This window comes from Blastococcus sp. SYSU DS0619, from assembly GCF_054051035.1.
The window spans coordinates 87967-114149 of the sequence record NZ_JBJHAM010000012.1; the positions used below are offsets into that span (position 1 = coordinate 87967).

The following is a 26183-nucleotide window of genomic DNA, read 5'->3' on the forward strand; positions in this document are numbered from 1 at the left end:
GGCGCCGGACCACCCGCGCGCCGCCGTCCGCGCGGCTGTGCGACTCGGTCGCGGTGTCGCCTCGACGGTGCTGCCGATGTCACCGTGAACGGGTTCGTGGTATCGGCCGGGGAGCGCCTACCCTGGGTTCAGTGATCACGACGACGGGCCTGGAGCTGCGCGCCGGCGCCCGCATCCTCCTCAGCGAGGTCGACCTGCGGGTGCAGCCGGGTGACCGCATCGGTCTGGTGGGGCGCAACGGTGCGGGCAAGACGACCACGCTGACCACCCTCGCCGGGGAGCGGCTGCCGCACACGGGCAAGGTCGAGGTCACCGGCGAGATCGGCTACCTCCCGCAGGACCCGCGCAGCGGCGACCTCGACATCACGGCCAGCGACCGGGTGCTGTCCGGCCGCGGGCTCGACGTGATCCGGGCGCAGATGGTCAAGGCGCAGGTCGCCATGGCCGAGCCGGCCGACGACGCGGAGCGGGACAAGGCGGTCCGGCGCTACGGGCGCCTGGAGGACCAGTTCGCCGCGCTCGGCGGCTACGCCGCGGAGAGCGACGCCGCCCGCATCTGCAGCAACCTGGGGCTGCCCGACCGCGTGCTCGCGCAGCCGCTGCGCACCCTCTCCGGCGGGCAGCGCCGCCGGGTCGAGCTCGCCCGCATCCTCTTCTCCGACGCCGAGACCCTGCTCCTCGACGAGCCCACCAACCACCTGGACGGCGACTCGATCACCTGGCTGAAGGGCTTCCTCTCCAGCCACCGCGGCGGGCTCATCGTGATCAGCCACGACGTCGAGCTGCTCGAGGCCGTCGTCAACAAGGTGTGGCACCTCGACGCCAACCGGGCGACCGTCGACGTCTACAACCTCGGCTGGAAGCCCTACCTCGCCCAGCGGGAGACCGACGAGCGGCGGCGCAAGCAGGAGCGCGCCAACACCGAGCGCAAGATCGACACGCTCACCGCCCAGGCGGACAAGATGCGCGCCAAGGCCACCAAGGCCAAGGCCGCCAAGAGCATGGACAAGCGGGCCGAGCGGCTCGCCTCCGGGCTCGCCGACGTGCGGGTGCAGGACAAGGTGGCCAAGCTGCGCTTCCCGACGCCGGCGCAGTGCGGCCGCACCCCGCTGACGGCCGAGGGCCTGTCGAAGAGCTACGGCTCGCTGGAGATCTTCACCGACGTCGACCTGGCCGTGGACAAGGGCTCGCGCGTCGTCGTCCTCGGCCTCAACGGCGCCGGCAAGACCACCCTGCTGCGGATGCTGGCCGGCACCGAGAGCCCCGACACCGGTGCGGTGAAGCCCGGGCACGGGCTGCGGATCGGCTACTACGCGCAGGAGCACGAGACCATCGACATGGACCGGTCGCTGCTGGAGAACATGCGCTCCGCGGCCCCGGACAGCACCGACACCGAACTGCGCCGCATCCTCGGGGCGTTCCTCTTCTCCGGCGACGCCGTCGACCAGCGCTCGGGCACGCTCTCCGGTGGCGAGCGGACCCGGCTGGCGATGGCCACGCTCGTCGTCTCCGGCGCCAACGTGCTGCTGCTCGACGAGCCGACGAACAACCTCGACCCGGCCAGCCGGGAGCAGGTGCTCGAGGCGCTGCGCACCTACGCCGGCGCGATCGTCCTGGTCACCCACGACGAGGGCGCGGTGCGCGCGCTGAACCCCGACAAGGTCATCATGCTGCCCGACGGCACCGAGGACGCCTGGAGCGAGGACCTCGCCGACCTGGTGGAGCTCGCTTAGCACTCCGTCGGCCTCCGGCCGACACCGCGGCCAGGTGCCGTGCCCCTGCCGCGACGAGCGCGTCCCTGGCGCTCGTGGGGGAGCCTCCGGCCCCCGCTCCCCGCGCCGCCTCGCGGGGGCGGCTCGCCGGGGCGCCGCGGCTCCGTGCCGCCCCCGGCCCCCGCGCCGCGCATCCGCGACCTTCCTCGGGGACCCTCCGGGCCCCGCTCGGAAGGTCCCCATTCATATGGCCGACGCCGGAACGTTGGGTGATCATGGGTTCGAGGGAGCCGTGGTCGACGGGACGGCGGCACCAGGGCGACAGCCAACAACTGGCCACCGCGCGGCCGGCAACTCCGGTGCCGGTGGGCCGGTGGCTGACACGGAGGGGAGCCATGGCCGACACGAGCACTGCGGACCTCGGCAAGGGCAAGCGGATCACCGGCGGGGACCGGTCCACGCTCGCCGACGAGCTGCGCAAGCGGTACGACGAGGGCGAGAGCATCCGGTCGCTGGCCACCTCGACGAACCGGTCCTACGGCTTCGTGCACCGGCTCCTGTCGGAGTCCGGGGCCTCGCTGCGCAGCCGCGGCGGGGCCAACCGGAATAGTAAGAAGAGTGAGTGACCTCGGGAACGAACCAGTCGGCCCAGCACCGCGCGGTCCGCGCCTGACGAGCATCAGCGAGGCAGGGGCGTGACCGCAGACCTCTCCAGCGCCTCCTCCGGCTACGTGCGGACGAGCCGTGACGGCGCCGTCCTCACCGTCACGCTCGACCGCCCGGACCAGCTGAACGCCCAGACGCCGGCCACCTGGTCGGCGCTGGCCGACGTCGGGGCCGCGCTCGACGACGACGTCCGCGTCGTCGTCGTGCGCGGCGAGGGCCGGGCCTTCTCGGCCGGCCTCGACCGCAGCATGTTCGACACCTCCTCCACCACGGGCGGCGGGCTCGGCGAGCTCGTCCGCCTGCCGGTGGCCGAGGCGCAGGAGCGCATCCGGGCCTACCAGGCCGGCTTCCGCTGGCTCCGGTCGCCGGGGGTCGTCTCGATCGCCGCGGTGCAGGGCCATGCCATCGGCGCGGGTGCCCAGCTGGCGCTCGCCTGCGACCTGCGGGTGTTCACCGAGGACGCGCAGCTGCGGCTGCCGGAGGTCACCCTCGGCCTGGTGCCCGACCTGACCGGGACGAGCACGCTCGTCGAGCTCGTCGGGTACTCGCGGGCGCTGGAGCTGTGCCTGACCGGGCGCGCGGTGGGGGCGGCGGAGGCGCGGGCGATCGGGCTGGCCACCGCCGTCGTGCCGGGTGCGGAGCTGGACGACGCCGTCGGTGACCTGACCGCGGCGCTGCTGGCCCCGCCGGCCGGGGCCAGCCGGGCGACCGCGGCGCTGGTGCGCTCCGCGGTGCGCAACGACTTCCCGACCCAGGACGCCGCCGAGCGGGCCGCCCAGGTGCAGCGCCTGCACGACCTCACCGGCGGCCGCTGATCGGTCGGCGGAACAACCGCCGTCGCGCCCCGGTTGGACGATCAGCCGGGGCGCGACCGGCGACGGAGGAGGTTCGGTGGACAGTCCCATGACCTCCATGGCGGCGATGCGGTCGTTCAAGCGCGACCCGTCGGTGACCGCACGGCGGCTGCCGAAGGGGACCGTCCGGCGGATCCTCGGCATCGCCCGGCCCTACCGGCGCGAGCTGACCAAGTTCCTGGTCCTGGTCGTCGGGTCCTCGATCATCGGGGTGATCACCCCCCTGCTGGCCGGGAACATCGTCAACCGGATCGCCGGGCTCGAGGGCACCGCAGCCGGCATCGTGCGGATCGCGCTGCTCATCGCCGGCCTCGCGGTCGTCGACGCCGGCATCTCGCTCGGCACCCGCTGGTACTCCGCCCGGATCGGCGAAGGCGTCATCTACGACCTCCGCAGCCAGGTGTTCGAGCACGTGCAGCGGATGCCGGTCGCCTTCTTCACCCGCACCCAGACCGGTGCCCTGGTCAGCCGGCTCAACAACGACGTCATCGGTGCCCAGCAGGCGTTCACCTCCACGCTCTCCGGCGTCGTCTCCAACGTCATCGGCCTGGTGCTCACCGCCGGCGTGATGCTCACGCTGTCCTGGCAGATCACCCTGCTGTCGCTGCTGCTGGTGCCGCTGTTCGTCCTGCCCGCCCGGCGCATCGGCAGCCGGCTGCAGGAGATCACCCGGGAGTCCTACTCCCTCAACGCCTCCATGAACGCGACGATGACCGAGCGGTTCAACGTCGCCGGCGCGCTGCTGGTCAAGCTCTTCGGCCGGCCCACCGCCGAGGCGGAGTCCTTCCGCGGCCGGGCCGCCCGGGTGCGGGACATCGGCGTGCTGTCGGCCATGTACGGCCGGACGTTCTTCACCGCCCTCACGCTGGTCGCCGCGCTGGCCACCGCGCTGGTCTACGGCCTCGGTGGCTGGCTGGCCTTCACCGGCACGCTGACCGCGGGCGACGTCGTCGCGCTGGCCCTGCTGCTGTCCCGCCTGTACGGACCGCTCACCGCGCTGGCGAACGTGCGGGTCGACGTCATGAGCGCGATGGTCAGCTTCGACCGCGTCTTCGAGGTCCTCGACCTGCCGCCGATGATCCGGCAGGCGCCCGACGCCGTCCCGGTGCCGGCCGACGACCGCTCGGTCGAGTTCGACGCCGTCTCGTTCAGCTACCCGGCGGGCGCGGACGTGTCGTTGCCGTCGCTGGAGGAGGTGTCGCTGCCCGAGCACGGCGGTCCGGTCGACGTCCTGCACGAGGTCAGCTTCCGGATCGAGCCCGGCCAGCTGGTGGCGCTGGTCGGTCACTCGGGTGCGGGCAAGTCGACCATCGCCAACCTCGTACCGCGGCTGTACGACGCCACCGGCGGCACGGTGCGGGTCGGGGGAGTGGACGTCCGGCAGGCGACCCTGGCCTCGCTCCGGGACGCGATCGGCGTGGTCAGCCAGGACGCGCACCTGTTCCACGACACCATCCGCGCCAACCTGCTCTACGCCCGCCCGGAGGCCTCGGACGAGCAGCTGTGGGACGCGCTGACCGGCGCCCGCATCGGCGACCTGGTGCGCTCGCTCCCCGAGGGGCTGGACACCGTGGTGGGCGACCGGGGGCACCGGCTCTCCGGCGGGGAGAAGCAGCGGCTAGCGATCGCCCGGGTGCTGCTCAAGGCGCCCGGGATCGTGATCCTGGACGAGGCGACCGCCCACCTGGACAGCGAGTCCGAGGCCGCGGTCCAGCACGCGCTGGACACCGCGCTGGCCGGCCGCACCTCGCTGGTCATCGCCCACCGGCTGTCCACCATCCGCAGCGCCGACCAGATCCTGGTGGTCGACGGCGGGCGGATCGTGCAGTCCGGGACGCACGAGGAGCTGCTCGCGCGGGGCGGCCGCTACGCCGACCTGTACCGCACCCAGTTCGCGCAGGAGGCGCGCGGTGCGGTCGTCGTCGGGTGACCGCACCGGAAACCGTGGCGCTGCGCTCATGGCCGGGCACGGGCTGTCGTGGGCGCTCGGGGGAGCGGTGAACGAGCAGTTGAGACGGCGTGTGACTCCGGCGGGTGGCGGACGAGCCGGGCCTTCCGACCACTAGCGTCACTCCTGTCCCAGGCGACCGCAGCCCGGGACACGTGACCGGGCTGGCGCGGTCACGAAGGAGCACAGCAGGCGTCGGACGAACCGGCGAACGCCAGCGAGGAGGAGACGTGACCGCAGCGCACCCGCAGGACTCCCAGATCCGTTCGCTCTACGCCCAGTTCATCGACGGGTGGAACCGGCGCAGCGGCGCGGCGGTGGCGGCCGGGTTCGCCGACGACGGGGACATCATCGGGTTCGACGGCACCCACCACCGCGGCCGGCTCTCCATCGCCGCCGACCTCCGCCAGGTCTTCGGTTCCCACCAGACCCCCGCCTACGTCGCGGTGGTGCGCTCGGTGCGTCCGGTCGGCGACGGGGTCGCGATGCTCACCGCGCACGCCGGGATGATCCCGGCCGGCGGCAGCGACCTCGACCCGGAACTGAACGCCGTCCACACCATGGTCGCCGTCGACGAGGGGCGGGGCCGTTGGCGGATCTCGCTGTTCCAGGCGACCCCCGCGGCCTGGCACCAGCACCCGGAGGCCCGCGAGGAGCTCACCGAGGAACTGCGCGGGCTGCTCATCCCGCAGTGAGCGGGGTCAGGGGACGGTGGCGTCGACCGTGACGACGTCGACCTGCTCCACGACCGCCTTGCCGCCCACCCGGCTGACGTCGGCGACGATCCCGCCGGAGACCTCCAGCGCGACGGCCATCGCCGCCGGCGGGCCGACGGCGCGGACGTCGTAGGGGGCGCTCAGGGGCTGCCCGTCGATGCGCAGGTCGCCCGGGGTCCCCGTGACCGCGCTCGACGCGATCACCCGGACGCCGTCGACCTGCAGGGCCTCCGCGCCGGCGCCGCGCAGCTCCTGGATGGCGCCGAGGATCACCGACGCCGGTACCGCCCCGTCGGTGTCCTGGATCGTGATCCGCAGGCCCGGACCGGTGGCCGGGAGGGTGCCGGCGAGGATGCCGATCGCCTCGGCTCGGGACCGGGCCTCCTCGAGCGCGCTGCCGGACTGCTCCTGGCCGCTGCTCAGGTCCTCGAAGGTCTGGCGCGTCGCGCCGATCTGCCGCCGCAGCGCCTCCTCGCGGGCGTTCAGGTCGTCGAGGATGAGCACGAGCTCCTCCTCGCGCAGCACGTCCTGGTCCTCCGGCTCGGCGGTGCTCCGGATCTGGACGGTGAGCGCGAAACCCAGCGCGACGGTCAGCCCGGCGGTGGCCAGCGCGGCGACGGGGCGTCTCCACCGACGGCGGGACCCTGACCCTCCAGTGGAGGTCGAGGGTTCTGTGGCGGTAGGCGGTGCGTCCGGGCCAGTGACGGGCTGCGGTGCCTGCGCCGTCGGCTCCGACGACCGACGGGCTGCCGGCTCGGATGCCGGGTCCGGCACCGCGTCGGTCGTCGGCTCGCGCTCCATCGGCTCCACAGTAGGTCAGCTGCCCGGAGGGGGTGACCCGCTCGCCGTCGCGTCGCGGCGCAGCTCTTCGTGGTGGGTGCGGAGGGCGTGCAGCACGGCCCGGTTGACGACCCAGTAGAGCGCGACCAGGAGCAGCGCGACGAGGAGCAGGGGCAGGACCAGACCGACCAGGGAGATCACCGCGGTCACGCTAGCGGTCGGTCAGGCGCCCGGGTGGGTGGCGTCGTACCGGTCGAGCAGGATGGCGGCGATCCGGTCGTCGGGCAGCAGGGGAGCGGTGACGACGTCGGCCCCCGCTCCGCCCAGCTTGTCGTGGAAGTGCCCGGGCGCCAGCAGGTAGGACGCGACCACCACGGTGGTGGCGCCCGCGGCCCGGGCCGCTGCGACGGCGTCGGGGACCGCCGGGCGGGCCGCGGAGCCGTAGCCGGTCGTGACCGGCCCGCCCCACGACTCCTGGACCAGCGCCGCGGTGCGCTCCACGTCGGCGACCGAGCGCGGGTCGCTGGAGCCGGCCGCGGCGAGCACGACGGCGGTCCGCGGGTCGTCGGGGTCCGCACCGGCCTGCACGAGCCGGTCGCTCAGCACCGCCGCCAGCCGGGGGTCGGGGCCGAGCGGCCGGGCCGCGACGGTCCCGGGCGCCGACGCCACGGCCTGGGCGATGTCCACGTGCACGTGGTAGCCGCCGGACAGCAGCAGCGGGACGACGACCGCCGGCCGCCCGTCGGCCGACAGCCCGGCGACGACGTCGACGACGGTGGGTGGCTGCACGTCGACGAAGGCCGCGGTGGTCACCAGCCCCGGGCGCTGGGCACGGGCGGCGAGGGCCAGCTCGGCGATCAGCCGTCGCCCGGTGGGGTTGCGGGTGCCGTGCGCGCAGGCGACCAGGACGGGCTCGGTCACGGCGCCCACGTGGTCACAGGCTGCGCATCCGGCCACCGTCGATGGCCACCATCGTCCCGGTGACGTAGGAGGCGGCGGGGGAGAGCAGGAAGGCCGCGACCCGGCCGAACTCCTCGGGGGTCCCGGGCCGCCCCAGGGGGATGCCGGCAGCGCGCTCCGCCTGCGCCTCGGCCGACCGGGCGGCGTCCCCCTGCGGCTCCTCCGTGGCGATCGTCCCCGGCAGCAGCCCGACGACCCGGACGCCCCGGGGCCCGAGTTCGTCCGCCAGCGCCTTCGCCGTCATGGCCAGGCCCGGCCGGAGACCGTTCGAGATGCCCAGGCGTCTCTTGGGCTCGCGCACCGAGGTCGAGAGCACCAGGCCGATCGCCGCGCCCGGACCGAGGACGGGGACGAGGGCGCGGACCAGCCGGATCGTGCCCAGCAGCAGGGACTCGACCGCATCGCGCCAGTCGTCCTCGGCCACCTCCAGCACGCTGCCCTGGGTGGGGCGGCCGACGGAGACGAGCGCGCCGTCGAGCCGGCCCAGCCGGGTGGTGCCCTCCGCCACGAGCGCGTCCGCCGACCCCGGGTCGCCGAGGTCGGCCTGCGTCCCGTGGGCGCGTGGCGGCCCACCCAGCTGGTCGACGGCACGTGCCACGCCGTCGGCCGACCTGGCGCTGACCAGGACCCGGGCCCCCTCGTCGACGAGGGCCCGGGCGGCCGCGAACCCCAGCCCCCGGCTCGCGCCGGTGAGCAGGAATCCGCGACCACCCAGGCCCAGGTCCATCAGCGGGTCCTCAGCCGTCCGTCGGTCAGGCGGCCGAGCCGCGCAGCGACCGGAGGACGTACTGCATGATCCCGCCGTTGCGGTAGTAGTTCGCCTCGCCGGGGGTGTCGATCCGGACGCGCGCGTCGAACTCCACGTCGCCGGCCTTCACCTTCACCGTCCGGGGCACCGAGCCGTCGTTCAGCGCGGTGATCCCGGTGATGGTGAACTCCTCGTCGCCGGAGAGGCCGAGCGACTCCCGGTTCTCGCCCTCGGGGAACTGCAGCGGCAGCACGCCCATGCCGATGAGGTTGGAGCGGTGGATGCGCTCGTAGCTCTCGGCGATGACGGCCTTGACGCCCAGCAGCGCCGTGCCCTTGGCGGCCCAGTCGCGCGAGGACCCGGAGCCGTACTCCTTGCCGGCCAGCACGACCAGCGGGATGCCGGCGTCGATGTAGGCGCGCGAGGCGTCGTAGATCGTCGTCGTCTCGCCGGTCAGGTGGTTCTTGGTGACGCCACCCTCCGTGCCGGGCACCAGCTGGTTGCGCAGCCGGATGTTGGCGAAGGTGCCGCGGATCATGACCTCGTGGTTCCCGCGGCGCGAGCCGTAGGAGTTGAAGTCGCGACGGTCCACACCGTGCTCGCGCAGGTACTTCCCGGCGGGGCTGTCGGCCTTGATGGAGCCGGCCGGCGAGATGTGGTCGGTCGTCACCGAGTCGCCGAGCACCGCGAGGGTGCGGGCGCCGGAGATGTCCTCGACCGGGGCCGGCTCGGCCGGCATGCCCTCGAAGTACGGAGGACGCCGCACGTAGGTGCTGTCCTCGGCCCACTCGAAGGTGTCACCGGTGGGCGTGGGCAGGTTCTGCCACTGCTCGGTGCCGGCGAACACGTCCTCGTAGCTGCGGCCGAACTGCTCCGCGGAGACGGCGTGGTCGATGACCCGCTGGACCTCCTGCGGCGAGGGCCAGATGTCGCGCAGAAAGACGTCGTTGCCGTCCTGGTCCTGACCGAGCGGGTCGTTGTTCAGGTCGACGTCCATGGAGCCGGCCAGCGCGTAGGCGATGACCAGCGGCGGGGACGCCAGGTAGTTCATCTTGACGTCGGGGTTGATCCGGCCCTCGAAGTTGCGGTTGCCCGAGAGCACCGAGACGACGGCGAGGTCGGCCTCGTTCACCGCGGCCGAGACCGGCTCCGGGAGCGGGCCGGAGTTGCCGATGCAGGTGGTGCAGCCGTAGCCGACCAGGTAGAAGCCCAGCTTCTCCAGGTACGGGGTGAGCTCGGCCTTCTCGTAGTAGTCCATGACGACCTTTGACCCGGGGGCCAGCGTCGTCTTCACCCACGGCTTGCTGGTCAGGCCCCGCTCGACGGCGTTCTTGGCCAGCATGGCCGCGCCGATCATCACCTGCGGGTTGGAGGTGTTGGTGCAGGAGGTGATCGCGGCGATCACGACGGAGCCGTGGTCGACCTCGGTCTCCGTGCCGTCCTCCATGACGACCTTGGTGGGCTTCCGCGGCCGCTCGGCCACGGCGTGCCCGTCGACGTGGTGCGGCTGGCCTTCGGCGCCGTTGCCGCTCGTCGACGGGGCCGCCGGGTCGGAGGCCGGGAAGGACTCCGCCGAGGCCTCGTCGACCGCGGAGATCACGCCGTAGGGCTGCTCGTTCCCCGGGACGCCGGGCTTGCGGTCCTCGCCACCGGTCTCGTCGGCGGCCACGTAGTCGATCAGCGCCTCGCGGAAGGCGGGCTTGGCGTCGGTGATCGCGACGCGGTCCTGCGGGCGCTTGGGGCCGGCGATCGAGGGGACGACGGTCGCCAGGTCCAGCTCGAGGTACTCGGAGAAGACCGGCTCGCGGGACGGGTCGTGCCAGAGGCCCTGCTCCTTGGCGTAGGCCTCGACGAGGGCGACCTGCTCCGTGGAACGGCCGGTGAGCTGGAGGTAGGTGATGGTCTCCTCGTCGATGGGGAACATCGCCGCGGTGGAGCCGAACTCCGGGCTCATGTTGCCGATCGTGGCGCGGTTGGCCAGCGGCACCGCGGAGACGCCCTCGCCGTAGAACTCGACGAACTTCCCGACCACGCCGTGCTGGCGCAGCATCTCGGTGATGGTGAGGACGAGGTCGGTCGCGGTGGCGCCGTCCGGGAGCTGCCCGGAGAGCTTGAAGCCGACGACGCGCGGGATGAGCATCGACACCGGCTGGCCGAGCATCGCGGCCTCGGCCTCGATGCCGCCGACGCCCCAGCCCAGGACGCCCAGGCCGTTGACCATCGTGGTGTGCGAGTCGGTGCCCACGCAGGTGTCGGGGTAGGCGACGACGCGGTCGCCCTCCGGGCGGGGGAAGACCACGCGGGCCAGGTGCTCGATGTTGACCTGGTGGACGATGCCGGTGCCGGGCGGGACGACCTTGAAGTCGCTGAAGGCGCCCTGGCCCCAGCGCAGGAACTGGTAGCGCTCGCCGTTGCGCTCGTACTCGATCTCGACGTTGCGCTGGAACGAGTCCTCGGTGCCGAAGATGTCGGCGATCACCGAGTGGTCGATGACCAGCTCGGCCGGGGCGAGCGGGTTGATCTTCTGCGGGTCGCCGCCGAGCTCCGCCATGGCCTCGCGCATGGTGGCGAGGTCGACGATGCAGGGGACGCCGGTGAAGTCCTGCATGACCACGCGGGCCGGGGTGAACTGGATCTCCTGGTCGGGCTCGGCCGACGGGTCCCAGTTCGCGATCGCCCGGATGTGGTCGGCGGTGATGTCCGCGCCGTCCTCGGTGCGCAGGAGGTTCTCGAGGAGGACCTTCAGGCTGAAGGGCAGCTTCTCGGAGCCCTCGACCGCGTCGAGCCGGTAGATGTCGTAGTCGGTGCCGTCGACGCTGAGCGTCGACCGGGCTCCGAAGCTGTCCTTGCTGGCTGCCACTTGTCTGCGCCTACCCCTCGTGGTTCATCACGCTTCGTTGACCACCCCCCATCATCCCAGCTCGCGCGCGGGAGCACCGAGTCAGGCGACCCTTCCCTCACCCGGTGACCTGTGTCACCCCCGGGGAACGCCGCTGGTGCTGGTCCGTTCCGGCGAGCACTACGTCGTCGACACGCTGCTCGGGTGCGGCGTGCGCCTGCGCCGTCGTCCTGCTCCTCCCGCCGGCCGGGCGGCCGGTGCGCGCGGGCACCCGCCGCGCGGCCCTACCGTGGCGGGCGTGACCGGCGCCGTCCCCGAACCCCTGCCCGGCTGGCTGACCGCCGCCTCCCGGATCACCGCGCTCACCGGCGCGGGCATCTCCACCGACAGCGGCATCCCCGACTACCGGGGGCCGAACGGGGTCTGGACCCGCGATCCGGACGCCGAGAAGCTCGTCACGCTGTCGTACTACGTGCGCGACCCCGACATCCGGCGCCGGGCCTGGCTCATGCGCCGGGACATGGGCGCGCTGGACGTGCGCCCCAACGCCGGTCACGCGGCGCTGGTGGACCTGGAGCGCCAGGGCCGGCTGCGCACGCTGATCACCCAGAACGTCGACGGGCTGCACCAGGCCGCCGGGTCGGACCCGGAGCGGGTGCTGGAGATCCACGGCACCGTGCACGAGGTGGAGTGCCTGGGGTGCCGCGATCGGACCCCGATGCAGGAGGCGCTGGACCGGGTGGCGGCGGGCGAGCCCGACCCCGCCTGCCGGGTCTGCGGCGGCATCCTCAAGTCGGCGACGATCAGCTTCGGGCAGCTGCTCGACCCGGCGGTGATCGACGCCGCCGCGGCGGCCGCCACCGACTGCGACGTCCTCCTCGCCGTCGGCACCTCCCTGACCGTGCACCCCGCGGCCGGCCTCGTCGACGTCGCGGTGCGGTCCGGCGCCCGCGTCGTCGTGGTGAACGCGCAGCCCACGCCCTACGACGACGTCGCCGACCTCGTCGTCCGCGAGCCGATCGGCACCGCGCTCCCGCGGCTGGTCGCGGCCGGCTGACGCCGTCCTGGCTCACCGCAGCGGGTCCTGGCTCACCACCGACCGTGAGCCAGGACCCGTGATGATCAGGTGACCTGATCGTCGCCGGGCGACGGCTCGTCCTCACCACTGCCGACCGATAGCGTGACGGGGACCACCTCTTCGGCCGGCCCGGTGCCGGCCCAGCACCTCCGGGAGCCGGCATGCGCGTCCCCCTCACCAGTCGCGACTTCCTCGACCGGGCCGAGCTGGTCTACGGCGACCGCGTCGGCATCGTCGACGAGCCGGCGCAGCCCGCGCCGTCGCTCGGCGACGTCACCTACCGCGAGGTGGCCCGGCGGGGCCGCGCCCTGCAGGCCGGCCTCGACGCCCTGGGCATCGGCGAGGGGGAGCGGGTGGCGATCGTCAGCCACAACTCGGCCCGGCTGCTCGAGCTGCTCCTGTCCGTGCCGTCGTCGGGCCGGGTCGCGGTGCCGATCAACTTCCGGCTGCAGCCCGAGGAGGTCGAGTACATCGTCGGGCACTCCGGCGCCCGGGTGCTGCTGGTCGACCCCGAGCTGGAGGCCTCGCTCAAGGGCGTGCGCGCCGAGCACCGGTTCGGGACGGGGGAGGAGTACGAGCAGCTGCTCCGCTTCGACACCGAGCCGCGGCCGTGGTCCGAGCCGGACGAGGACGCCACGGCCACCATCAACTACACCAGCGGGACGACGGCGCGGCCCAAGGGCGTGCAGATGACCCACCGCAACATCTGGGTCAACGCGGTCACCTTCGGCATGCACATGCAGGTCAGCGACCGCGACGTCTACATGCACACCCTGCCGATGTTCCACTGCAACGGCTGGGGCCTGCCCTACGCCATGGCCGGGGTCGGCGCCCGCCAGGTGGTGATCCGCAAGGTCGACGGCGCGGAGATCCTGCGACGGGTCGACCAGCACGGCGTGACGCTGATGGCCGGGGCCCCGGCGGTCTGGAACGCCGTCCTCGAGGCCGCCGCGGACTGGGACGGCGAGATCCCCGGGCGCGACCGGGTGCGGATCATCGTCGCCGGTGCGCCGCCGCCGTCCCGGACGATCGCCCGCGTCGAGGCCGAGCTCGGGTGGGAGTTCAACCAGATCTACGGCCTGACCGAGACCGCGCCCCTGCTCACCATCAACCGGCCGCGCGCCGAGTACGACGACCTCGACGCCGAGGAGCGCGCCAAGCGGCTGTCCCGCGCGGGTGCGCCGTCGATCGGCACCCGGATGTCGGTGAGCGACACCGGTGAGGTGCTGGCGCGCAGCAACACCGTGCTCGCCGGCTACTGGGAGAACCCGGACGCCTCGGCGGAGGCGCTGGAGGACGGCTGGTTCCACACCGGGGACGGGGGGAGCATCGACGACGAGGGCTACGTCGCCATCTCCGACCGCAAGAAGGACGTGATCATCACCGGTGGGGAGAACGTCTCCTCGATCGAGGTGGAGGACGTCGTCTTCGGTCACCCGGCGGTCGCGGAGGTCGCCGTCATCGGGATCCCCGACGAGAAGTGGGGGGAGATGGTGACCGCGATCGTCGTCCTGGCCGAGGGGGAGCAGGCCACGGAGGCCGACATCATCGCCCACTGCAAGGCCCGCCTCGCCGGGTACAAGGCCCCCAAGCGCGTCGAGTTCCGCGACGAGCTCGCCCGCACCGCCACCGGCAAGATCCAGAAGTTCAAGCTGCGGCAGGACTTCTGGGCCGGCTCGGAACGCCAGGTCAACTGAGCCCGCGGATCCCACCGCGACCTGCCCGCGGCGTCCGCGAGGGGAGGGTTCACCCGCTCGGGCGTTCCCACCCTTCGGGGTGAGGCGTCCTCAACGGTCCCGCCCCGCCGTCCGATGCCTCCACGGGGCGCCCGTCCGGGCGTCCCGTGGACGTCGGGAAGAGGCAGGTCGTGGGCAGCGGAACGCGGACGAGCACGGTGCGGGGCGGTACCGGCTCCCTCTCCGGGGCGATCGGGCGCGGCAGCGGCCGGGCAGCGCTGCGGGCGGCCGCCACGGTCCTCGTCGCCGCGGTGGCGATCGGGTTCACCCCGTCGACCGCCGGCGCCGCGCCGCGGAGCCCCAGCGACGCCGAGCTGAGCGCGGCCGAGCAGGCGAAGGCCGAGGCCGCCGACCGGGTCGGGGCCATCAGCGCGCAGCTGGCGCAGGCGCGGGCCGGCGTCGAGACCGCCCACCAGGCGGCGCTGATCGCGCTGCAGGACTACGAGGACAAGCAGGCCGCGTACGACACTGCCCGGAACGAGGCCGACGCCGCCGCCGCTGCGGCGGCCCAGGCGGCCGCCGACCTGCAGCAGGGCCGCGACGACGTCGCCTCGTTCGCGCGGGTCAGCTACATGCAGGGCTCCACCGCTCCGGGCATCACCGCGCTGCTCAGCTCCGGCGGGCCGGCCGAGCTGATCGAGCGCTCCGCGCTGCTCGACGCCGCGGGCGTGAACCGCATCGAGGTCGTCGCCGAGCTCACCGTCCTGGGGGTGCAGGCGGAGACCGCCGAGACGCTCGCCCGGGAGACCGCCGAGCAGGCCGCCACCGTGCACCGGGAGGCGGCCGACCTGCTGGCGAGCGCGCAGTCCCAGGAGGTCTCCGCGCGCAGTCAGGCGGCCGCGCTCGACGCCCAGGAGGACGGTCTCCAGGCCGAGCTCCAGCAGGCGCAGCAGGTCCTGTCCGGCCTCGCGGAGGCCCGGACCGCCGCAGAGGAGGCCGCCGCACTGGAGGTCGCCGCACGGGTCGCCGCGGCCCGGCAGGCCGCCGCGCCGGTGCCGGCGCCAACCGCTGCCCGGCCCGCACCCGCACCGGCGCCGGTCACGCCCAAGCCCACGCCCGTCCGTCCCACCGGCGGCACGGCCGGCGCGCCCTCGACGTCGGCGGCCGCGACCGCCATCGCCGCGGCGCGGACGCAGATCGGCGTGGCCTACTCGTGGGGCGGCGGCGGGAGTAACGGCCCGAGCTACGGGATCGCGCCGGACACCCAGGTCTTCGGCTTCGACTGCTCGGGGCTCACCCAGTACGCCTACGCCCGCGCCGGGATCGCCATCGGCGGGACCAGCCGCGACCAGTGGTGGCTCAACCGCAGCAAGCAGGTGGCGACCGGCGACCTGCAGCCCGGCGACCTGCTGTTCTGGGGCGGCGACCGGAGCGACTACATGTCCATCACGCACGTCGCGATCTACATCGGCGGCGGGCAGGTGATCGAGGCGCCGGACCGCGGCAAGCAGGTGACCATCGCGACCGCGCGCACCTCGAGCAGCACGTACTTCGGCGCGGTGCGACCGAGCGCGTGAGCCTCCGGCGCTGACGAACGGGCACGGGAGGCACGAAGAGGCGTCGGGCAGCCACGGGGGGAGCTGCCCGACGCAGTCGAGAGGCTAGCAGCCCGGAGCCCCCGCGGGCAGGGGTCACGACGCCGCTGCTCAGTCGGCGATCGCGGCGGCCGCGCGCCGCCTGTGTCGCCGGGACGTGGTCCCGCCGGATTCGTGTAGGACACTGGGCAGGGGCCGGCACGACACCGCCCCGTCGACGGCAGCCCGAGCCGGGCAGTCGCGGCCCGGCACGACCAGGGAGCCACGTGTCCAGCGCTGCCAGCACTCCGATCGAGAGCGCACCCGCCCACCCGCAGGGGCCCGTGCCGCCCTCGGTCGACGCCGCCCGGCTGGAACGGGTCCTCTTCGAGATCAAGCGCGTGATCGTCGGTCAGGACCGGCTGGTGGAGCGGATGCTCGTCGCGCTGCTCGCCCGGGGCCACGTGCTGCTGGAGGGCGTGCCCGGCGTCGCGAAGACCCTGGCGGTCGAGACGCTGGCGAGGGTGGTGGGCGGCAGCTTCGCCCGCCTGCAGTTCACCCCCGACCTGGTGCCCGCCGACATCCTCGGCACCCGCATCTACAAGGCCGGCCAGGACGCCTTCGACACCGAGCTCGGCCCGGTGTTCGCCAACTTCGTGCTCACCGACGAGATCAACCGTGCGCCGGCCAAGGTGCAGTCGGCGTTGCTGGAGGTCATGGCCGAGCGGCAGGTCTCCATCGGCGGCGTCACGCACAAGTTGCCCGACCCGTTCCTCGTGCTGGCCACGCAGAACCCGATCGAGAGCGAGGGCGTCTACCCGCTGCCCGAGGCGCAGCGCGACCGCTTCCTCATGAAGGTGCTGGTCGACTACCCCTCCGCCGAGGAGGAGCGCGAGATCATCTACCGGATGGGCGCCGAGCCGCCGGTGCCCGAGACGGTGCTCGCGCCCGGCGAGCTGCGCCGGCTGCAGCGGACCGCCTCCCAGGTCTTCGTGCACCACGCGCTGGTCGACTACGTCGTCCGGCTGGTGGTGGCCACCCGCTCGCCGCGGGAGCACGGCATGGACGACGTCGCCGGCTGGGTGTCCTACGGGGCCAGCCCGCGCGCCTCGCTCGGCCTGATCGCCGCCAGCCGCGCGCTCGCCCTGGTGCGGGGCCGCGACTACGTGCTGCCGCAGGACGTCCTCGACGTCACCGCGGACGTGCTGCGCCACCGCCTCGTGCTCTCCTACGACGCGCTGGCCGACGGCGTGCCGGCCGACCACATCGTCAAGCGGATCGTGCAGACGGTCCCGCTGCCGCAGGTGGCGCCCCGGCAGGGCGCCTCCGGTGGCGGCCCCGGGGTCCCGGGTGGGCCCTCGGTGCCGCCCGGTCAGGGCGGCCCGTTCTTCGGCCCGCCGCAGGGCATGCCCAACGGCGGTGCGTGGGGGCAGGGTGGTCCGCAGGCCCCGGGTGGTCGGCAGTACGGCCCCGGCCCGCAGCACGCCGGTCCGCAGGGCCCGCATCAGCAGGGGCCGGGCGGTCCGGATGCCGGCCACCACGGCGGCGCCTCGGCCGCCGGCGGCTCGAACGGCTCCGGGCCCGGGTCGCAGCAGACGTGATCCGACGCCGTCGCCGCGAGGAACCGCCTCCGGCCGCGCCCGAGCACCCCGGCCTGCTGCTGCACCCGGCGACGCCCGGCTCGACGCCCGGCTCGGCGGCCGACGGGGGCGGCGACGACGGCGCGCCACCGCGGTTCACCGACGGCCCGGCCGACGTGCTGCTCCGCCGGCTGGAGCTCACCGTGCGCCGCCGGCTCGACGGCCTGCTGCAGGGCGACCACCTGGGCCTGGTGCCCGGCTCCGGCAGCGAGGCCGGCGACTCGCGGACCTACCACGCCGGCGACGACGTCCGGCGGATGGACTGGCCGGTGACCGCCCGCACGCAGGTGGCCCACGTCCGCGAGACGATCGCCGACCGCGAGCTCGAGACCTGGGCGGTGGTCGACCTGTCGGCCAGCCTCGACTTCGGCACCGCGAACTGCCAGAAGCGCGACCTGGCGATCGCCGGGCTCGCCGCCGTCGGCCACCTCACCGTGCACGGCGGCAACCGGCTCGGCGCCGTCGTCACCACGGGGGAGCGGGTCGACCGCTACCCGGCGATGCCCGGCCGGCTGGCCGCCGAGCGGCTGCTCCGCTCGGTGGTGGCCACCCCGCGGGCCCAGAGCGGCCGCCGTGGCGACCTCGCGGCGGCGCTGGAGACGCTGCGCCGGCCGCTGCGCCGGCGCGGGCTGGTCGTGGTGATCTCCGACTTCCTCGGCGACAGCGACTGGGAGCGGCCGCTGCGCGGCCTGGGCACCCGCCACGAGCTGCTCGCCGTCGAGGTCGTCGACCCCCGGGAGCTGGAGCTGCCCGACGTCGGGCTGCTCACCGTGGTGGACCCCGAGACCGGTCAGACGCTCGAGGTGCCGACCGGGGACGCCGAGTTCCGCGCCCGCTACGCCGAGGGCGCCGCCGCCCAGCGCGAGCGGGTGGCCGCGGCGCTGCGCCGGGCGGGCGCCGGGCACCTGCAACTGCGGACCGACCGTGACTGGCTCATGGACGTCGTCCGCTTCGTCGCCGAACGCCGGCGTGCCGGCAACGGAGGGGCCTCCCGATGACCTTCCAGTCCCCGTGGTGGCTGCTGGCCCTGCTGGTGGTCGCCCTGCTGGTGGCCGTCTACGTGGTGATGCAGCTGCGGCGCAAGGCCTACGCGGCCCGGTTCACCAACGTGTCGCTGCTGAGCTCGCTGGTGCCCAAGCGGCCCGGCTGGAAGCGGCACCTGGCGTTCGGGGTGGTCGCGCTGGGCCTGGCCACCCTGGTCGTGTCCCTGGCCGTGCCGAGCACCGAGGTGCGGGTGCCGCGGGAGCGGGCGACCGTGGTGATGGCCGTCGACGTGTCGCTGTCCATGGAGGCCGAGGACGTCGAGCCCACCCGGTTCCGGGCGATGCAGCGGGCGGCCACCGAGTTCGTCGACGTGCTCCCCGAGCGGATCAACCTGGGCCTGGTGACCTTCGCCGGGACGGCCACCACCGTGGTCCCGCCGACGACGGACCGCGCGCAGGTGGCGACCGCGATCGAGAACCTCGACCTCGCCGAGGCCACCGCGATCGGCGAGGCGGTGTTCACCTCGCTGGCGGCCATCGAGAACTTCCAGACGTCGCTGGAGAGCAACGGCCAGGAGCCGCCGCCGGCGCGGATCGTGCTGCTGTCCGACGGCACCAACACCGTCGGCCGGGACAACACCCAGGCCGTCGAAGCCGCCCGTGCGGCGGGGGTGCCGGTCTCCACCATCGCGTTCGGCACCGACTACGGGACGCTCGACATCGACGGCGAGCAGGTGCCGGTGCCGGTGGACCGGGGGGCGCTCGAGGAGATCGCCGACCAGACCGGCGGCAGTTTCAGCGAGGCCGCCAGCGCCGCGGAGCTGGAGCAGGTCTACTCCGACCTGGGCAGCCAGATCGGCTACACCACCGAGCCCAAGGACATCAGCCCGTGGTTCGTGCGGGCCGGCGTCCTGGCCGTGCTCGTCGGCGCGGTCCTCAGCCTGTTCTGGACCAACCGCCTGATCTGAGCCGCGCGGTACCGCAGCAGTCCGCGCCGTCGACGGCGAGGACGGCTGCGACACCGCGGGGACGAGCCGCCGTGCGCGACCCGGTTCAGTGGGCCGGGTCGAGGACGAGCTTCCCGGTGGTGCGGCGGGCCAGCAGGTCCTGGTGGGCGTCCGCGACGCGCGACAGCGGGTAGCGGCCGCCGATCACCGGGTGCAGCTGCCCGTCGGCGACCTGCTGCAGCAGGTCGGTCATGGCCGCGTCCATCATCTGCGGCCGGGCCATGCAGTGCGCCAGCCAGAAGCCGATGACCGCACGGCTCTTCTGCATGAGCATGCCGGGGGGCACCGAGGGGGTCTGCTGGCGCGCGGCCATGCCGTAGGTGACCAGCCGGCCGAACGGCGCCAGGGCGGACAGCGAGCCGGAGAAGACGTTGCCGCCGGTCATCTCGAGCACGATGTCGACCGGCTTGCCGCCGTTGGCCTCCCGCAGGGCCCCGGTGAACTGCTTCGGGTCGTCGTCGGCGAGCGCGGGGTCGACGGTGGCGTGCGCGCCGAGCTCCTCGGCGAGCGTCCGCTTCTCCGGGCTGGAGGCGGTGGCGATGACCCGGCCGGCGCCCCAACGGCGGGCGAGCTGGATGGCCAGCGAGCCGACCCCGCCGGCCCCGGCGATGACGACGACGCTCTCGCCCTCGGCCAGGTGCGCGCTGGTGCGCAGCAGGTGCCAGGCGGTGCTGCCCTGCAGCACCAGCGACAGGGCCTGCTCGTCGCTGACGCCGTCGGGCACCGGCCAGGTGAGGACGTCGTGCGCGGCCACCTTCTCGGCGTACCCGCCGCCGTCGAGCAGGCCGACGACCCGCTGACCGCCCCCGACCGGGGTGCCGACGAACTCCGCGCCCGGGACGAGCGGCAGCTTCTGCTCGGCCAGGTAGGAGTTCTCGATCTGGTGGGTGTCGGCGAAGTTCACGCCGGCGGCGGAGACGTCGTAGAGCTTCTGGCCGGGGCCGGCCTCCGGCTCCGGGATGTCGACGACGTCCAGGACCTCGGGCCCGCCGAAGCGGGTGATCTGCACAGCACGCATGCCCGGAGGCTAGAGCAGCCACCCTGCGGGCGATCGGCGGTGGGAGAGTGGCCGACGGACCGCGACCCGACGAGGGTCAGGTTTCGCGGCGGATGCCGGGGCAGGAGGCCCGTGGCTCCTTGCCCCGGGGTGGCGATCAGCCGTTGTAGGACGGGAGGACGTCGAGGACCCAGGTCACGCCGACGCGGTCGGTGGCCATCCCGTACAGCGGCGCGTAGCCGGCGGGAGCGAGCCGTGCGCGGACCGTCCCGGCTCGACGAGCGCCGTCCAGTACGCGGTGATCTCCTCGGTGTCGGTGCCGCGCACCGAGATGTAGAAGTCCAGTGCCTCGCGGGCCTGCTGCGACCGGGTCAGCCCCCGCACTCCGACGGGCCCACGCTTCACGCCCCGACCGCTGCCGGGCGGCGACCTCGCCACCTTCGTGGGCGCCACCTTCAAGGGCAGCGCCAGGGGGATGGGCGCCTGGCCGTGCACCGGCACCGTCGAACTCGGGCTGCCGGCCGCCCGGGTGGCACCGTTCGCCTACGACGGCCTCGTCGAGCCACTGGACACCGGCCGCTGCCGGCTCACACTCGGCGCCTGGTCCTGGGTCGGCATCGCCGCTGCCGTCGCCCGCTACGACACCGACGTCCTCGCTCCCAGGCCGCCGGCCCGCGCAGAGGCCTTCCGGACGTTGTCCGACCGATTCGCCGCGGCCGCCTCCGACGGCACTCCGCCCTGGGCGACCCGGCCGCCCCCGACCGTCGGTCCGCGCCGCCTCCTGGTCGCTGCTGACGGGTCGCCCGTACCAGCGTCACGGGGACCGCCGGACGGGTCCGGTCCGCCTGCGACGGCTCCGCGCCGATGTCAGTCGGACGACTCCCGGTGGTGGGGTCGGCATGGACCACGCCCGGCCGAGTCGTCGTGGAGCGCCTGGCCACCACCGGCCCCAGGCTCGGGGACGTCGATGACGTCAGGGCCTCGGGCACGCCGACCGGTTCATCGGCTGATGGGGCGCTGCGACAGCACGCGAGGGGTGGGCGACCCGTCGGGGGCGCCCACCCCTCGCAGCAGTGCACGCTGTCGCGGGCTCGCAGACCTCAGGCGGTCTGCGCCTCGCGGCGCGGCAACACCCAGCCGGGCCGCACGAAGTGGCACGTGTAGCCGTACGGGTACTTCTGCAGGTAGTCCTGGTGCTCATCCTCGGCCTCCCAGAACGGGCCGGCCGCCGTCACCTCGGTGACCACCTTGCCGGGCCACAGCCCAGAGGCGTCGACGTCGGCGATGGTGTCCTCGGCGACGCGCTTCTGCTCGTCGCTCAGGTAGAAGACGGCGGAGCGGTAGCTGCGTCCCACGTCGTTGCCCTGCCGGTCCAGCGTCGACGGGTCGTGGATCTGGAAGAAGAACTCGAGCAGCTCCCGGAACGAGATCACGTCGGGGTCGAAGACGATCTCGACCGCCTCCGCGTGGTCTCCGTGGTTCCGGTAGGTGGCGTTCGGGGTGTCACCTCCCGAGTAGCCGACGCGGGTGCTGATCACTCCCGGGCGCTTGCGCAGCAGGTCCTGCGCACCCCAGAAGCAGCCGCCGGCCAGGATCGCCGTCTCAGTGGTCATGGTTGCCCCTCTTCCCTTGCGATGGACGCGGCAGGAGAACACCGCGACGGGCCCGTGTGTTTCCGCGCGAGTCCCCACCGCCGGGTGGGCTCGTGGGCGGCGGGGAAGGTCCGGTTCAGCGAGCGTCCGCCGTGGTGATCACACCGGACACACCCGGCGCGCGAGGGCCCTGGCGGGGCACTGGACGGACCGGCGTGACGTCAGTCGGACGACAGCCGGTGGTGGGTGTCGGCGAAGTTCACGCCGGCGGCGGAGACGTCGTAGAGCTGCTGGCCGGGGCCGGCCTCCGGCTCGGGTACGTCGACGACGTCGAGGACCTCGCGGCCACCGAAGCGGGTGATCCGCACGGCACGCATGCAAGAAGGTCATGGCTTCGCCCGCCAGGAGCACCTGAGGGCCGTCCACGTCGGCGCCGCGACGCATCGACGCGTAGGTCGGTGCCCTGGTCGCCACCATGGCCGGACGGGCTGACCGCTCAGCGCGGGGCCATCCGGAAGACCGGCCAGCCGATCTCGGTGCGCCAGGCGTCCGGGTCCGGTGTGTCGCGTGGGCCGACCAGGTAGGTCTCCCGCACCGGGCCGGCCACGGCCAGTGCGTTGGCCACCACCCAGGTGCCGAGTTCGCCGTAGGTGACGTCGATGTCGTCGTGCTCGCCGGCGTGGGTGGTGACGGCGAGCTCGACGGCCGGCAGGGTCACCGGGTGCACCCGACCGCTGCGCGGCGGCTCCGCCGTCGGCCGGTACACGAGAACGTGCCCGTGGCCGTCCTCGAACAGCGCGTTGTCGTAGAGCCCGCCCGGAGCACCGGTCGGCTCGTGGACGACCGCGTCCAGCTCGGCCATGGCGCCGGCGTACCAGGCGAGGACGGAGTCGAGGTCCACGTCGTCCTCCACGGCGGCCACCGTCGTCGCCGGGACCGCGCGGAGCTCGACCTCCAACGGGGCCGGCTCCGGTCGGAGCAGCCGGCGCAGCGACACCACCGCGGCGCGGGTCCGGTCCAGCTCCGACTCGAGTCGCTGCAGATGGTCGGCGACGAGAGCGGCACGGGTGCTCGGGTCGGGGGAGCGCAGGATGCGCTGGACGTCGGACAGCGGGACGTCGAGCTCCCGCAGCCGGTGGATGACCTGGGCGATCGGGATCTGATCCGCGCTGTAGTAGCGGTAGCCGGTCATGGCGTCCACGGTCGCGGGCTCGAGCAGCCCGGCGTCGTGGTAGCGGCGCAGCGTGCGCACGCTGAGGTGGGTCAGCCGGGAGAACTCGCCGATCGCCAGCATGCGTGCACTGTGCACCCTCTCCCCGGGGGAGAGTCCAGCGCTTGACCTTCCCGGTCCGGGAGCCCGCACCGTGGGGCCATGACCACACCGACCAGCATCCAGCCCGACCAGCTCCCCGCCACGATCCGGGACTACCTCGCTGCGCACGACGCCGGCGACGTGGATACCGCGCTGCGGGCCTTCACGCCGACCGCCGTGGTGGTCGACGACGGCGTCACCTACCGCGGGACCGAGGAGCTCCGCCGCTTCCTGGCCAAGGCCGGGGCCGAGTTCACGTACACCAGCACGCTCGTCGCTGCCGAGCGTTCCGACGACGCGCACTGGGTCGCCACCAAGCACCTGGAGGGGAACTTCCCCGGTGGCGTCGTCGACCTCCACTACCGCTTCGCGATGGACGGCGACCTCATCGCGGAGCTGGTCATCGCGCCATGACGACCGCGGCCTCGTCATCGTCGGCGTGCGCTGGGACGGGCCGCGCTGCGGGTGCCGGATGAGGTCGACGACCGGTCATCTGACGGATGTGCGTGGCCCGGTGCCCGGCGAGCATTCCGGCATGGCCTCGGACCAGGACGACCCGTCCACGACACCGCAGAGCAGGGAGCCGGCCTCGCTCATCGCCGTCCGCCAGCTGGCCGCGGAGCGACGGCAGCTCCGCGACTGCGACGACCGCCTCGTCTCGGCCGCCCGTATCCGTGCCGCCCGACGGCGAGGCCCGGTCGGGCAGGGCGGGACGAGGCAGTGACCGGCCGGACGGGCGGCCGCGAGCGCCCCGCCGTATCTGGAGCAGAGACCTCGTATCGGACCTCTACCTGGTGGGCCGGGACGCGGAGATCGACGCGCTCGATCGGCTGCTCCTCGATGTGCACCACCGCGGTGACCGACGCCCCTGGAAGAGGACGGGACGGCTCGGGGTGTCCCTGCCGGTAACGGTGACGAGGGCGATGCTCATCGCAGGCTGTCGCGGGCGAGGTCGAGCACGTCCTGCCGGCCCAGCCGAGTTCCGGTGGTGAACAGCTCGCCGAACCGTTCGGACCCTGTCGCCTCGCGGACGGCGGCCGCGAGCTCGTCGTCCCTGCGCATCGACGCCCACACCCGCAGGGCCGCGCGGCGGCGCAAGCCCTCGGACGCACCGACCAGCACGGCGGCCCGCTCGGAGTCCCGCTGGGCGAGGGCCAGTGACACAGCGCCGTCCAGGACCATGCACAGGCAGTGCGTGCTGCGCCCGGACACGGCCAGCGCGAGCGCCTCGCTCAGCTCGGCGCGGGCGGCGTCGAGGTCGTGCCGACCCAGCGCGAGGAGGCCCAGCACCACGCGCGAGACCGTCGCCAGCCACGGGTTGTCGAACCGGCCGGCCAGCCGCCTGGCCTCGGTGACGTGTCCCCGGGCCTCGTCGAGGTCGCCCCCGGCCGCGGCCACGGAGCCGGAGGTGACCAGCGCCAGCGCCGTCCACATCGGCTCGTCGAGCCGACGCAGCCGGTCGACGGCGTCGGCCAGCCACCGACGGGCGCCGTCCACGTCCCGCACCAGCGCGGCGACCCACGCCACCAGCAGCCGCGACACGGCCGCCAGGTACGGGTCGTCGAGGTCGTCGAGCAGCGCAGCCAGTCGCCGGCCGGAGGCCTCCGCGGCGGCCGAGTCACCCACCTCGAGGGCGGAGACGACGGCCGTGCCCAGCAGCTCCGCCCGTTCGGCCGGCGGGAGCGCGTCGACGTCGGGCAGCAGCTCGCTCACCCAGGACCGGGCCTCGCCGATGATGACGTCTCCGAGCCCCAGGAACGGCCAGAGGAGGCGGAACGGCGACAGCACCCGGAACAGGTGAGGGAGCGGGGCCGGGTCGTGCGCGAGGTGCCAGCGGACCGCGACGCCGATGTTCTCGTGCTCCGCGGCGAGGATCTCGGCGCAGGCGAGCTGGCGGAAGCCGCGCAGCGGCTGGTCGCAGCTCTCGGCGAGCAGGCGGTAGTGCTGGGCGTGGCGGCGTCGGACCTCGTCGCCGTCGGGGCGGGCGTCCAGCCGCTCGCCGACGAACGCGCGGACCGTGTGCAGCATCCGCGGCCGCGGACCGGCCGGGGTCTCGTCCAGGTGGATCAGGCTGTGCCGGGCCAGGCTCTCGATCAGGTCCAGCGCCCGGTCCTCGTCGAGGCCGGCGACCTGCGCGGCGGCCTCGACGGTCCAGCCGTCGGCGAACACGGCCAGCACCTCGAGCAGTGACCCTTCGGCGTGGTTGAGCATGCCGATGCTCCACTCGACCGTGGCGCGGAGGGTGCGTTGCCGCTCCGGGAGGTCTGCCATCCCGGTGCCGAGCGTGTCGAGCGACCGGGACAGCCGGCGCAGGACGGCGGCCGGGTCGAGGAGCCGGACGCGGGCGGCCGCCAACTCGATGGCGAGCGGCAGGCCCTCCAGGCGACGGCAGATCTCCACCACGGCCGAGGCGTCGTCCGCCGTCAACGCGAAGCCCGGGCGGACCGCCCGGGCGCGGTCCAGGAACAGGCGCACGGCCGGGTTCTCCACCAGGTCCGGGAGCGCGGTCGAGTCCTGGACGTCCGGCACGGGCAGCGGACGGACCGGGTATGCGTGCTCGGCCCGCACCCCGAGGACGGTCGTGCTGGTGGCCAGCACCGCGACGCCGGGACTGCGGGCCAGCAGCTCGGCCACCTCGGGACCGGCGGCGACGAGCCGCTCCAGGTTGTCGAGGACGAGCAGCCACCGCTCGTGGTCGAGGAGGTCGGCGAGCGCGGTCAGCGGCGACGGCGCGCCGGCGAGGTCGGCCCCGAGCGCCCAGCCGACGCGCGGGACGACGGCCGCGGGGTCGGTGACCTCGGCGAAGGAGACGAACACGGTTCCGGCGTCGAACCGGTCGCTGAGCCGCTCGGCGGCAGCCATGGCCAGCCGGGTCTTGCCGATCCCGCCCGGGCCGGTGAGGGTGACCAGCCGCCGGTCCCCGTCCGAGAGCAGGGCCACCACCTCGTCGATCGCCTCGTCCCGGCCGACGAGCGACGTCGTGTGCACCGGCAGCGGGGGGGGGGGGGGGGGGGGGGGGGGGGGGGGGGGGGGGGGGGGGGGGGGGGGGCGGGGGGGGGGGGGGGGCGGCCCGCGGGGCTGTGGGGGGGCGGGGGGGGGGG

The 26183-nt window shown here is 74.1% G+C and carries 24 protein-coding genes; 13 read left to right on the top strand and 11 right to left on the bottom strand.

The genetic code is table 11. From position 1 onward, the window contains the following. Positions 1-131 precede the first annotated feature (131 nt). From ACI79T_RS14260 to ACI79T_RS14280, 5 genes are all read left to right on the top strand, one after another. Positions 132-1733, top strand: coding sequence for an ABC-F family ATP-binding cassette domain-containing protein (locus ACI79T_RS14260; protein ID WP_456610731.1), 1602 nt, complete (start codon positions 132-134; stop codon positions 1731-1733). Between the two features lie 374 nt (positions 1734-2107). Further along, positions 2108-2338: a helix-turn-helix domain-containing protein gene (locus ACI79T_RS14265; RefSeq protein WP_166531313.1), complete on the top strand. Its 231-nt coding sequence runs from the start codon at positions 2108-2110 to the stop codon at positions 2336-2338. 69 nt (positions 2339-2407) lie between these two features. Continuing rightward, positions 2408-3193, top strand: a complete 786-nt coding sequence (locus tag ACI79T_RS14270; RefSeq protein ID WP_456610732.1) for an enoyl-CoA hydratase/isomerase family protein — start codon at positions 2408-2410, stop codon at positions 3191-3193. 76 nt (positions 3194-3269) lie between these two features. After that, positions 3270-5162: an ABC transporter ATP-binding protein gene (locus tag ACI79T_RS14275; protein ID WP_456610733.1), complete on the top strand. Its 1893-nt coding sequence runs from the start codon at positions 3270-3272 to the stop codon at positions 5160-5162. 248 nt (positions 5163-5410) lie between these two features. Further along, entirely contained in the window at positions 5411-5875 is a 465-nt protein-coding gene (locus ACI79T_RS14280; RefSeq protein WP_456610734.1) for an SgcJ/EcaC family oxidoreductase, read from the top strand. Between the two features lie 6 nt (positions 5876-5881). On the opposite strand, the gene ACI79T_RS14285 is transcribed toward ACI79T_RS14280, so the two are convergent. From ACI79T_RS14285 to ACI79T_RS14305, 5 genes are all read right to left on the bottom strand, one after another. Then, a complete protein-coding gene (locus ACI79T_RS14285; protein ID WP_456610735.1) occupies positions 5882-6421 on the bottom strand; it encodes a DUF881 domain-containing protein in 540 nt (179 codons plus the stop codon). A 291-nt stretch (positions 6422-6712) separates the two neighbouring features. After that, the gene (locus tag ACI79T_RS14290) at positions 6713-6877 is read right to left on the bottom strand and encodes a hypothetical protein (protein WP_456610736.1); all 165 of its coding nucleotides are present in this window, start codon (positions 6875-6877) and stop codon (positions 6713-6715) included. Positions 6878-6898: 21 nt separating this feature from the next. Further along, positions 6899-7597 carry a sirohydrochlorin chelatase gene (locus tag ACI79T_RS14295; RefSeq protein WP_456610737.1) on the bottom strand — a complete coding sequence of 233 codons (699 nt, stop codon included), beginning with the start codon at positions 7595-7597 and terminating at the stop codon, positions 6899-6901. Between the two features lie 13 nt (positions 7598-7610). Continuing rightward, a complete protein-coding gene (locus ACI79T_RS14300; protein ID WP_456610738.1) occupies positions 7611-8363 on the bottom strand; it encodes an SDR family oxidoreductase in 753 nt (250 codons plus the stop codon). Between the two features lie 25 nt (positions 8364-8388). Next, positions 8389-11244 (bottom strand): aconitate hydratase, encoded by a 2856-nt coding sequence (locus tag ACI79T_RS14305; RefSeq protein ID WP_456610739.1) that lies wholly within the window; start codon positions 11242-11244, stop codon positions 8389-8391. A 277-nt stretch (positions 11245-11521) separates the two neighbouring features. Here ACI79T_RS14305 and ACI79T_RS14310 point away from each other — a divergent pair, with 277 nt between their 5' ends. The 6 genes from ACI79T_RS14310 to ACI79T_RS14335 all read left to right on the top strand — a co-directional run bounded on the left by ACI79T_RS14310 (position 11522) and on the right by ACI79T_RS14335 (position 19142). Next, positions 11522-12280, top strand: coding sequence for an SIR2 family NAD-dependent protein deacylase (locus ACI79T_RS14310; protein WP_456610740.1), 759 nt, complete (start codon positions 11522-11524; stop codon positions 12278-12280). Positions 12281-12462: 182 nt separating this feature from the next. Continuing rightward, on the top strand, positions 12463-13998 hold the full coding sequence (locus ACI79T_RS14315; RefSeq protein ID WP_456610741.1) for an AMP-binding protein: 1536 nt from the start codon (positions 12463-12465) through the stop codon (positions 13996-13998). 170 nt (positions 13999-14168) lie between these two features. Beyond that, complete coding sequence (locus ACI79T_RS14320; RefSeq protein WP_456610742.1) at positions 14169-15554, top strand: NlpC/P60 family protein; 1386 nt, start codon at positions 14169-14171, stop codon at positions 15552-15554. A 284-nt stretch (positions 15555-15838) separates the two neighbouring features. Further along, on the top strand, positions 15839-17152 hold the full coding sequence (locus tag ACI79T_RS14325) for an AAA family ATPase (protein WP_456610743.1): 1314 nt from the start codon (positions 15839-15841) through the stop codon (positions 17150-17152). Continuing rightward, on the top strand, positions 17149-18189 hold the full coding sequence (locus ACI79T_RS14330; RefSeq protein ID WP_456610744.1) for a DUF58 domain-containing protein: 1041 nt from the start codon (positions 17149-17151) through the stop codon (positions 18187-18189). The genes ACI79T_RS14325 and ACI79T_RS14330 overlap by 4 nt, the downstream gene beginning before the upstream one ends. After that, positions 18186-19142: a VWA domain-containing protein gene (locus tag ACI79T_RS14335; RefSeq protein WP_456610745.1), complete on the top strand. Its 957-nt coding sequence runs from the start codon at positions 18186-18188 to the stop codon at positions 19140-19142. The genes ACI79T_RS14330 and ACI79T_RS14335 overlap by 4 nt, the downstream gene beginning before the upstream one ends. A gap of 85 nt (positions 19143-19227) precedes the next feature. Here the strand turns inward: ACI79T_RS14335 and ACI79T_RS14340 are convergent, their stop codons facing one another. From ACI79T_RS14340 to ACI79T_RS14360, 5 genes are all read right to left on the bottom strand, one after another. Further along, positions 19228-20199 carry a quinone oxidoreductase family protein gene (locus tag ACI79T_RS14340; protein WP_456610746.1) on the bottom strand — a complete coding sequence of 324 codons (972 nt, stop codon included), beginning with the start codon at positions 20197-20199 and terminating at the stop codon, positions 19228-19230. 174 nt (positions 20200-20373) lie between these two features. Beyond that, complete coding sequence (locus ACI79T_RS14345) at positions 20374-20583, bottom strand: hypothetical protein (RefSeq protein WP_456610747.1); 210 nt, start codon at positions 20581-20583, stop codon at positions 20374-20376. Positions 20584-21278: 695 nt separating this feature from the next. Then, a complete protein-coding gene (gene msrA, locus ACI79T_RS14350; protein ID WP_456610748.1) occupies positions 21279-21791 on the bottom strand; it encodes a peptide-methionine (S)-S-oxide reductase MsrA in 513 nt (170 codons plus the stop codon). A gap of 200 nt (positions 21792-21991) precedes the next feature. Next, complete coding sequence (locus ACI79T_RS14355) at positions 21992-22147, bottom strand: Zn-dependent oxidoreductase (protein WP_456610749.1); 156 nt, start codon at positions 22145-22147, stop codon at positions 21992-21994. 119 nt (positions 22148-22266) lie between these two features. Then, complete coding sequence (locus tag ACI79T_RS14360) at positions 22267-23064, bottom strand: MerR family transcriptional regulator (protein ID WP_456610750.1); 798 nt, start codon at positions 23062-23064, stop codon at positions 22267-22269. Positions 23065-23142: 78 nt separating this feature from the next. On the opposite strand from ACI79T_RS14360, the gene ACI79T_RS14365 reads away from it, so the two are divergent. Together ACI79T_RS14365 and ACI79T_RS14370 are read left to right on the top strand one after the other, a co-directional pair. Further along, entirely contained in the window at positions 23143-23496 is a 354-nt protein-coding gene (locus ACI79T_RS14365) for a nuclear transport factor 2 family protein (protein ID WP_456610751.1), read from the top strand. A 121-nt stretch (positions 23497-23617) separates the two neighbouring features. Next, complete coding sequence (locus ACI79T_RS14370; RefSeq protein ID WP_456610752.1) at positions 23618-23806, top strand: hypothetical protein; 189 nt, start codon at positions 23618-23620, stop codon at positions 23804-23806. Between the two features lie 203 nt (positions 23807-24009). On the opposite strand, the gene ACI79T_RS14375 is transcribed toward ACI79T_RS14370, so the two are convergent. Next, positions 24010-26070: an ATP-binding protein gene (locus tag ACI79T_RS14375; RefSeq protein WP_456610753.1), complete on the bottom strand. Its 2061-nt coding sequence runs from the start codon at positions 26068-26070 to the stop codon at positions 24010-24012. Positions 26071-26183 lie beyond the last annotated feature (113 nt).

Excerpts from the sequence above, each read along its gene's own strand:
- ACI79T_RS14265 (WP_166531313.1), top strand. The coding sequence starts at position 2,108 with ATGGCCGACACGAGCACTGCGGACCTCGGCAAGGGCAAGCGGATCACC.
- ACI79T_RS14300 (WP_456610738.1), bottom strand. The coding sequence starts at position 8,363 with ATGGACCTGGGCCTGGGTGGTCGCGGATTCCTGCTCACCGGCGCGAGC.
- ACI79T_RS14315 (WP_456610741.1), top strand. The coding sequence starts at position 12,463 with ATGCGCGTCCCCCTCACCAGTCGCGACTTCCTCGACCGGGCCGAGCTG.
- ACI79T_RS14335 (WP_456610745.1), top strand. The coding sequence starts at position 18,186 with ATGACCTTCCAGTCCCCGTGGTGGCTGCTGGCCCTGCTGGTGGTCGCC.
- ACI79T_RS14340 (WP_456610746.1), bottom strand. The coding sequence starts at position 20,199 with ATGCGTGCTGTGCAGATCACCCGCTTCGGCGGGCCCGAGGTCCTGGAC.
- msrA (WP_456610748.1), bottom strand. The coding sequence starts at position 21,791 with ATGACCACTGAGACGGCGATCCTGGCCGGCGGCTGCTTCTGGGGTGCG.
- ACI79T_RS14355 (WP_456610749.1), bottom strand. The coding sequence starts at position 22,147 with ATGCGTGCCGTGCGGATCACCCGCTTCGGTGGCCGCGAGGTCCTCGAC.
- ACI79T_RS14360 (WP_456610750.1), bottom strand. The coding sequence starts at position 23,064 with ATGCTGGCGATCGGCGAGTTCTCCCGGCTGACCCACCTCAGCGTGCGC.
- ACI79T_RS14365 (WP_456610751.1), top strand. The coding sequence starts at position 23,143 with ATGACCACACCGACCAGCATCCAGCCCGACCAGCTCCCCGCCACGATC.
- ACI79T_RS14370 (WP_456610752.1), top strand. The coding sequence starts at position 23,618 with ATGGCCTCGGACCAGGACGACCCGTCCACGACACCGCAGAGCAGGGAG.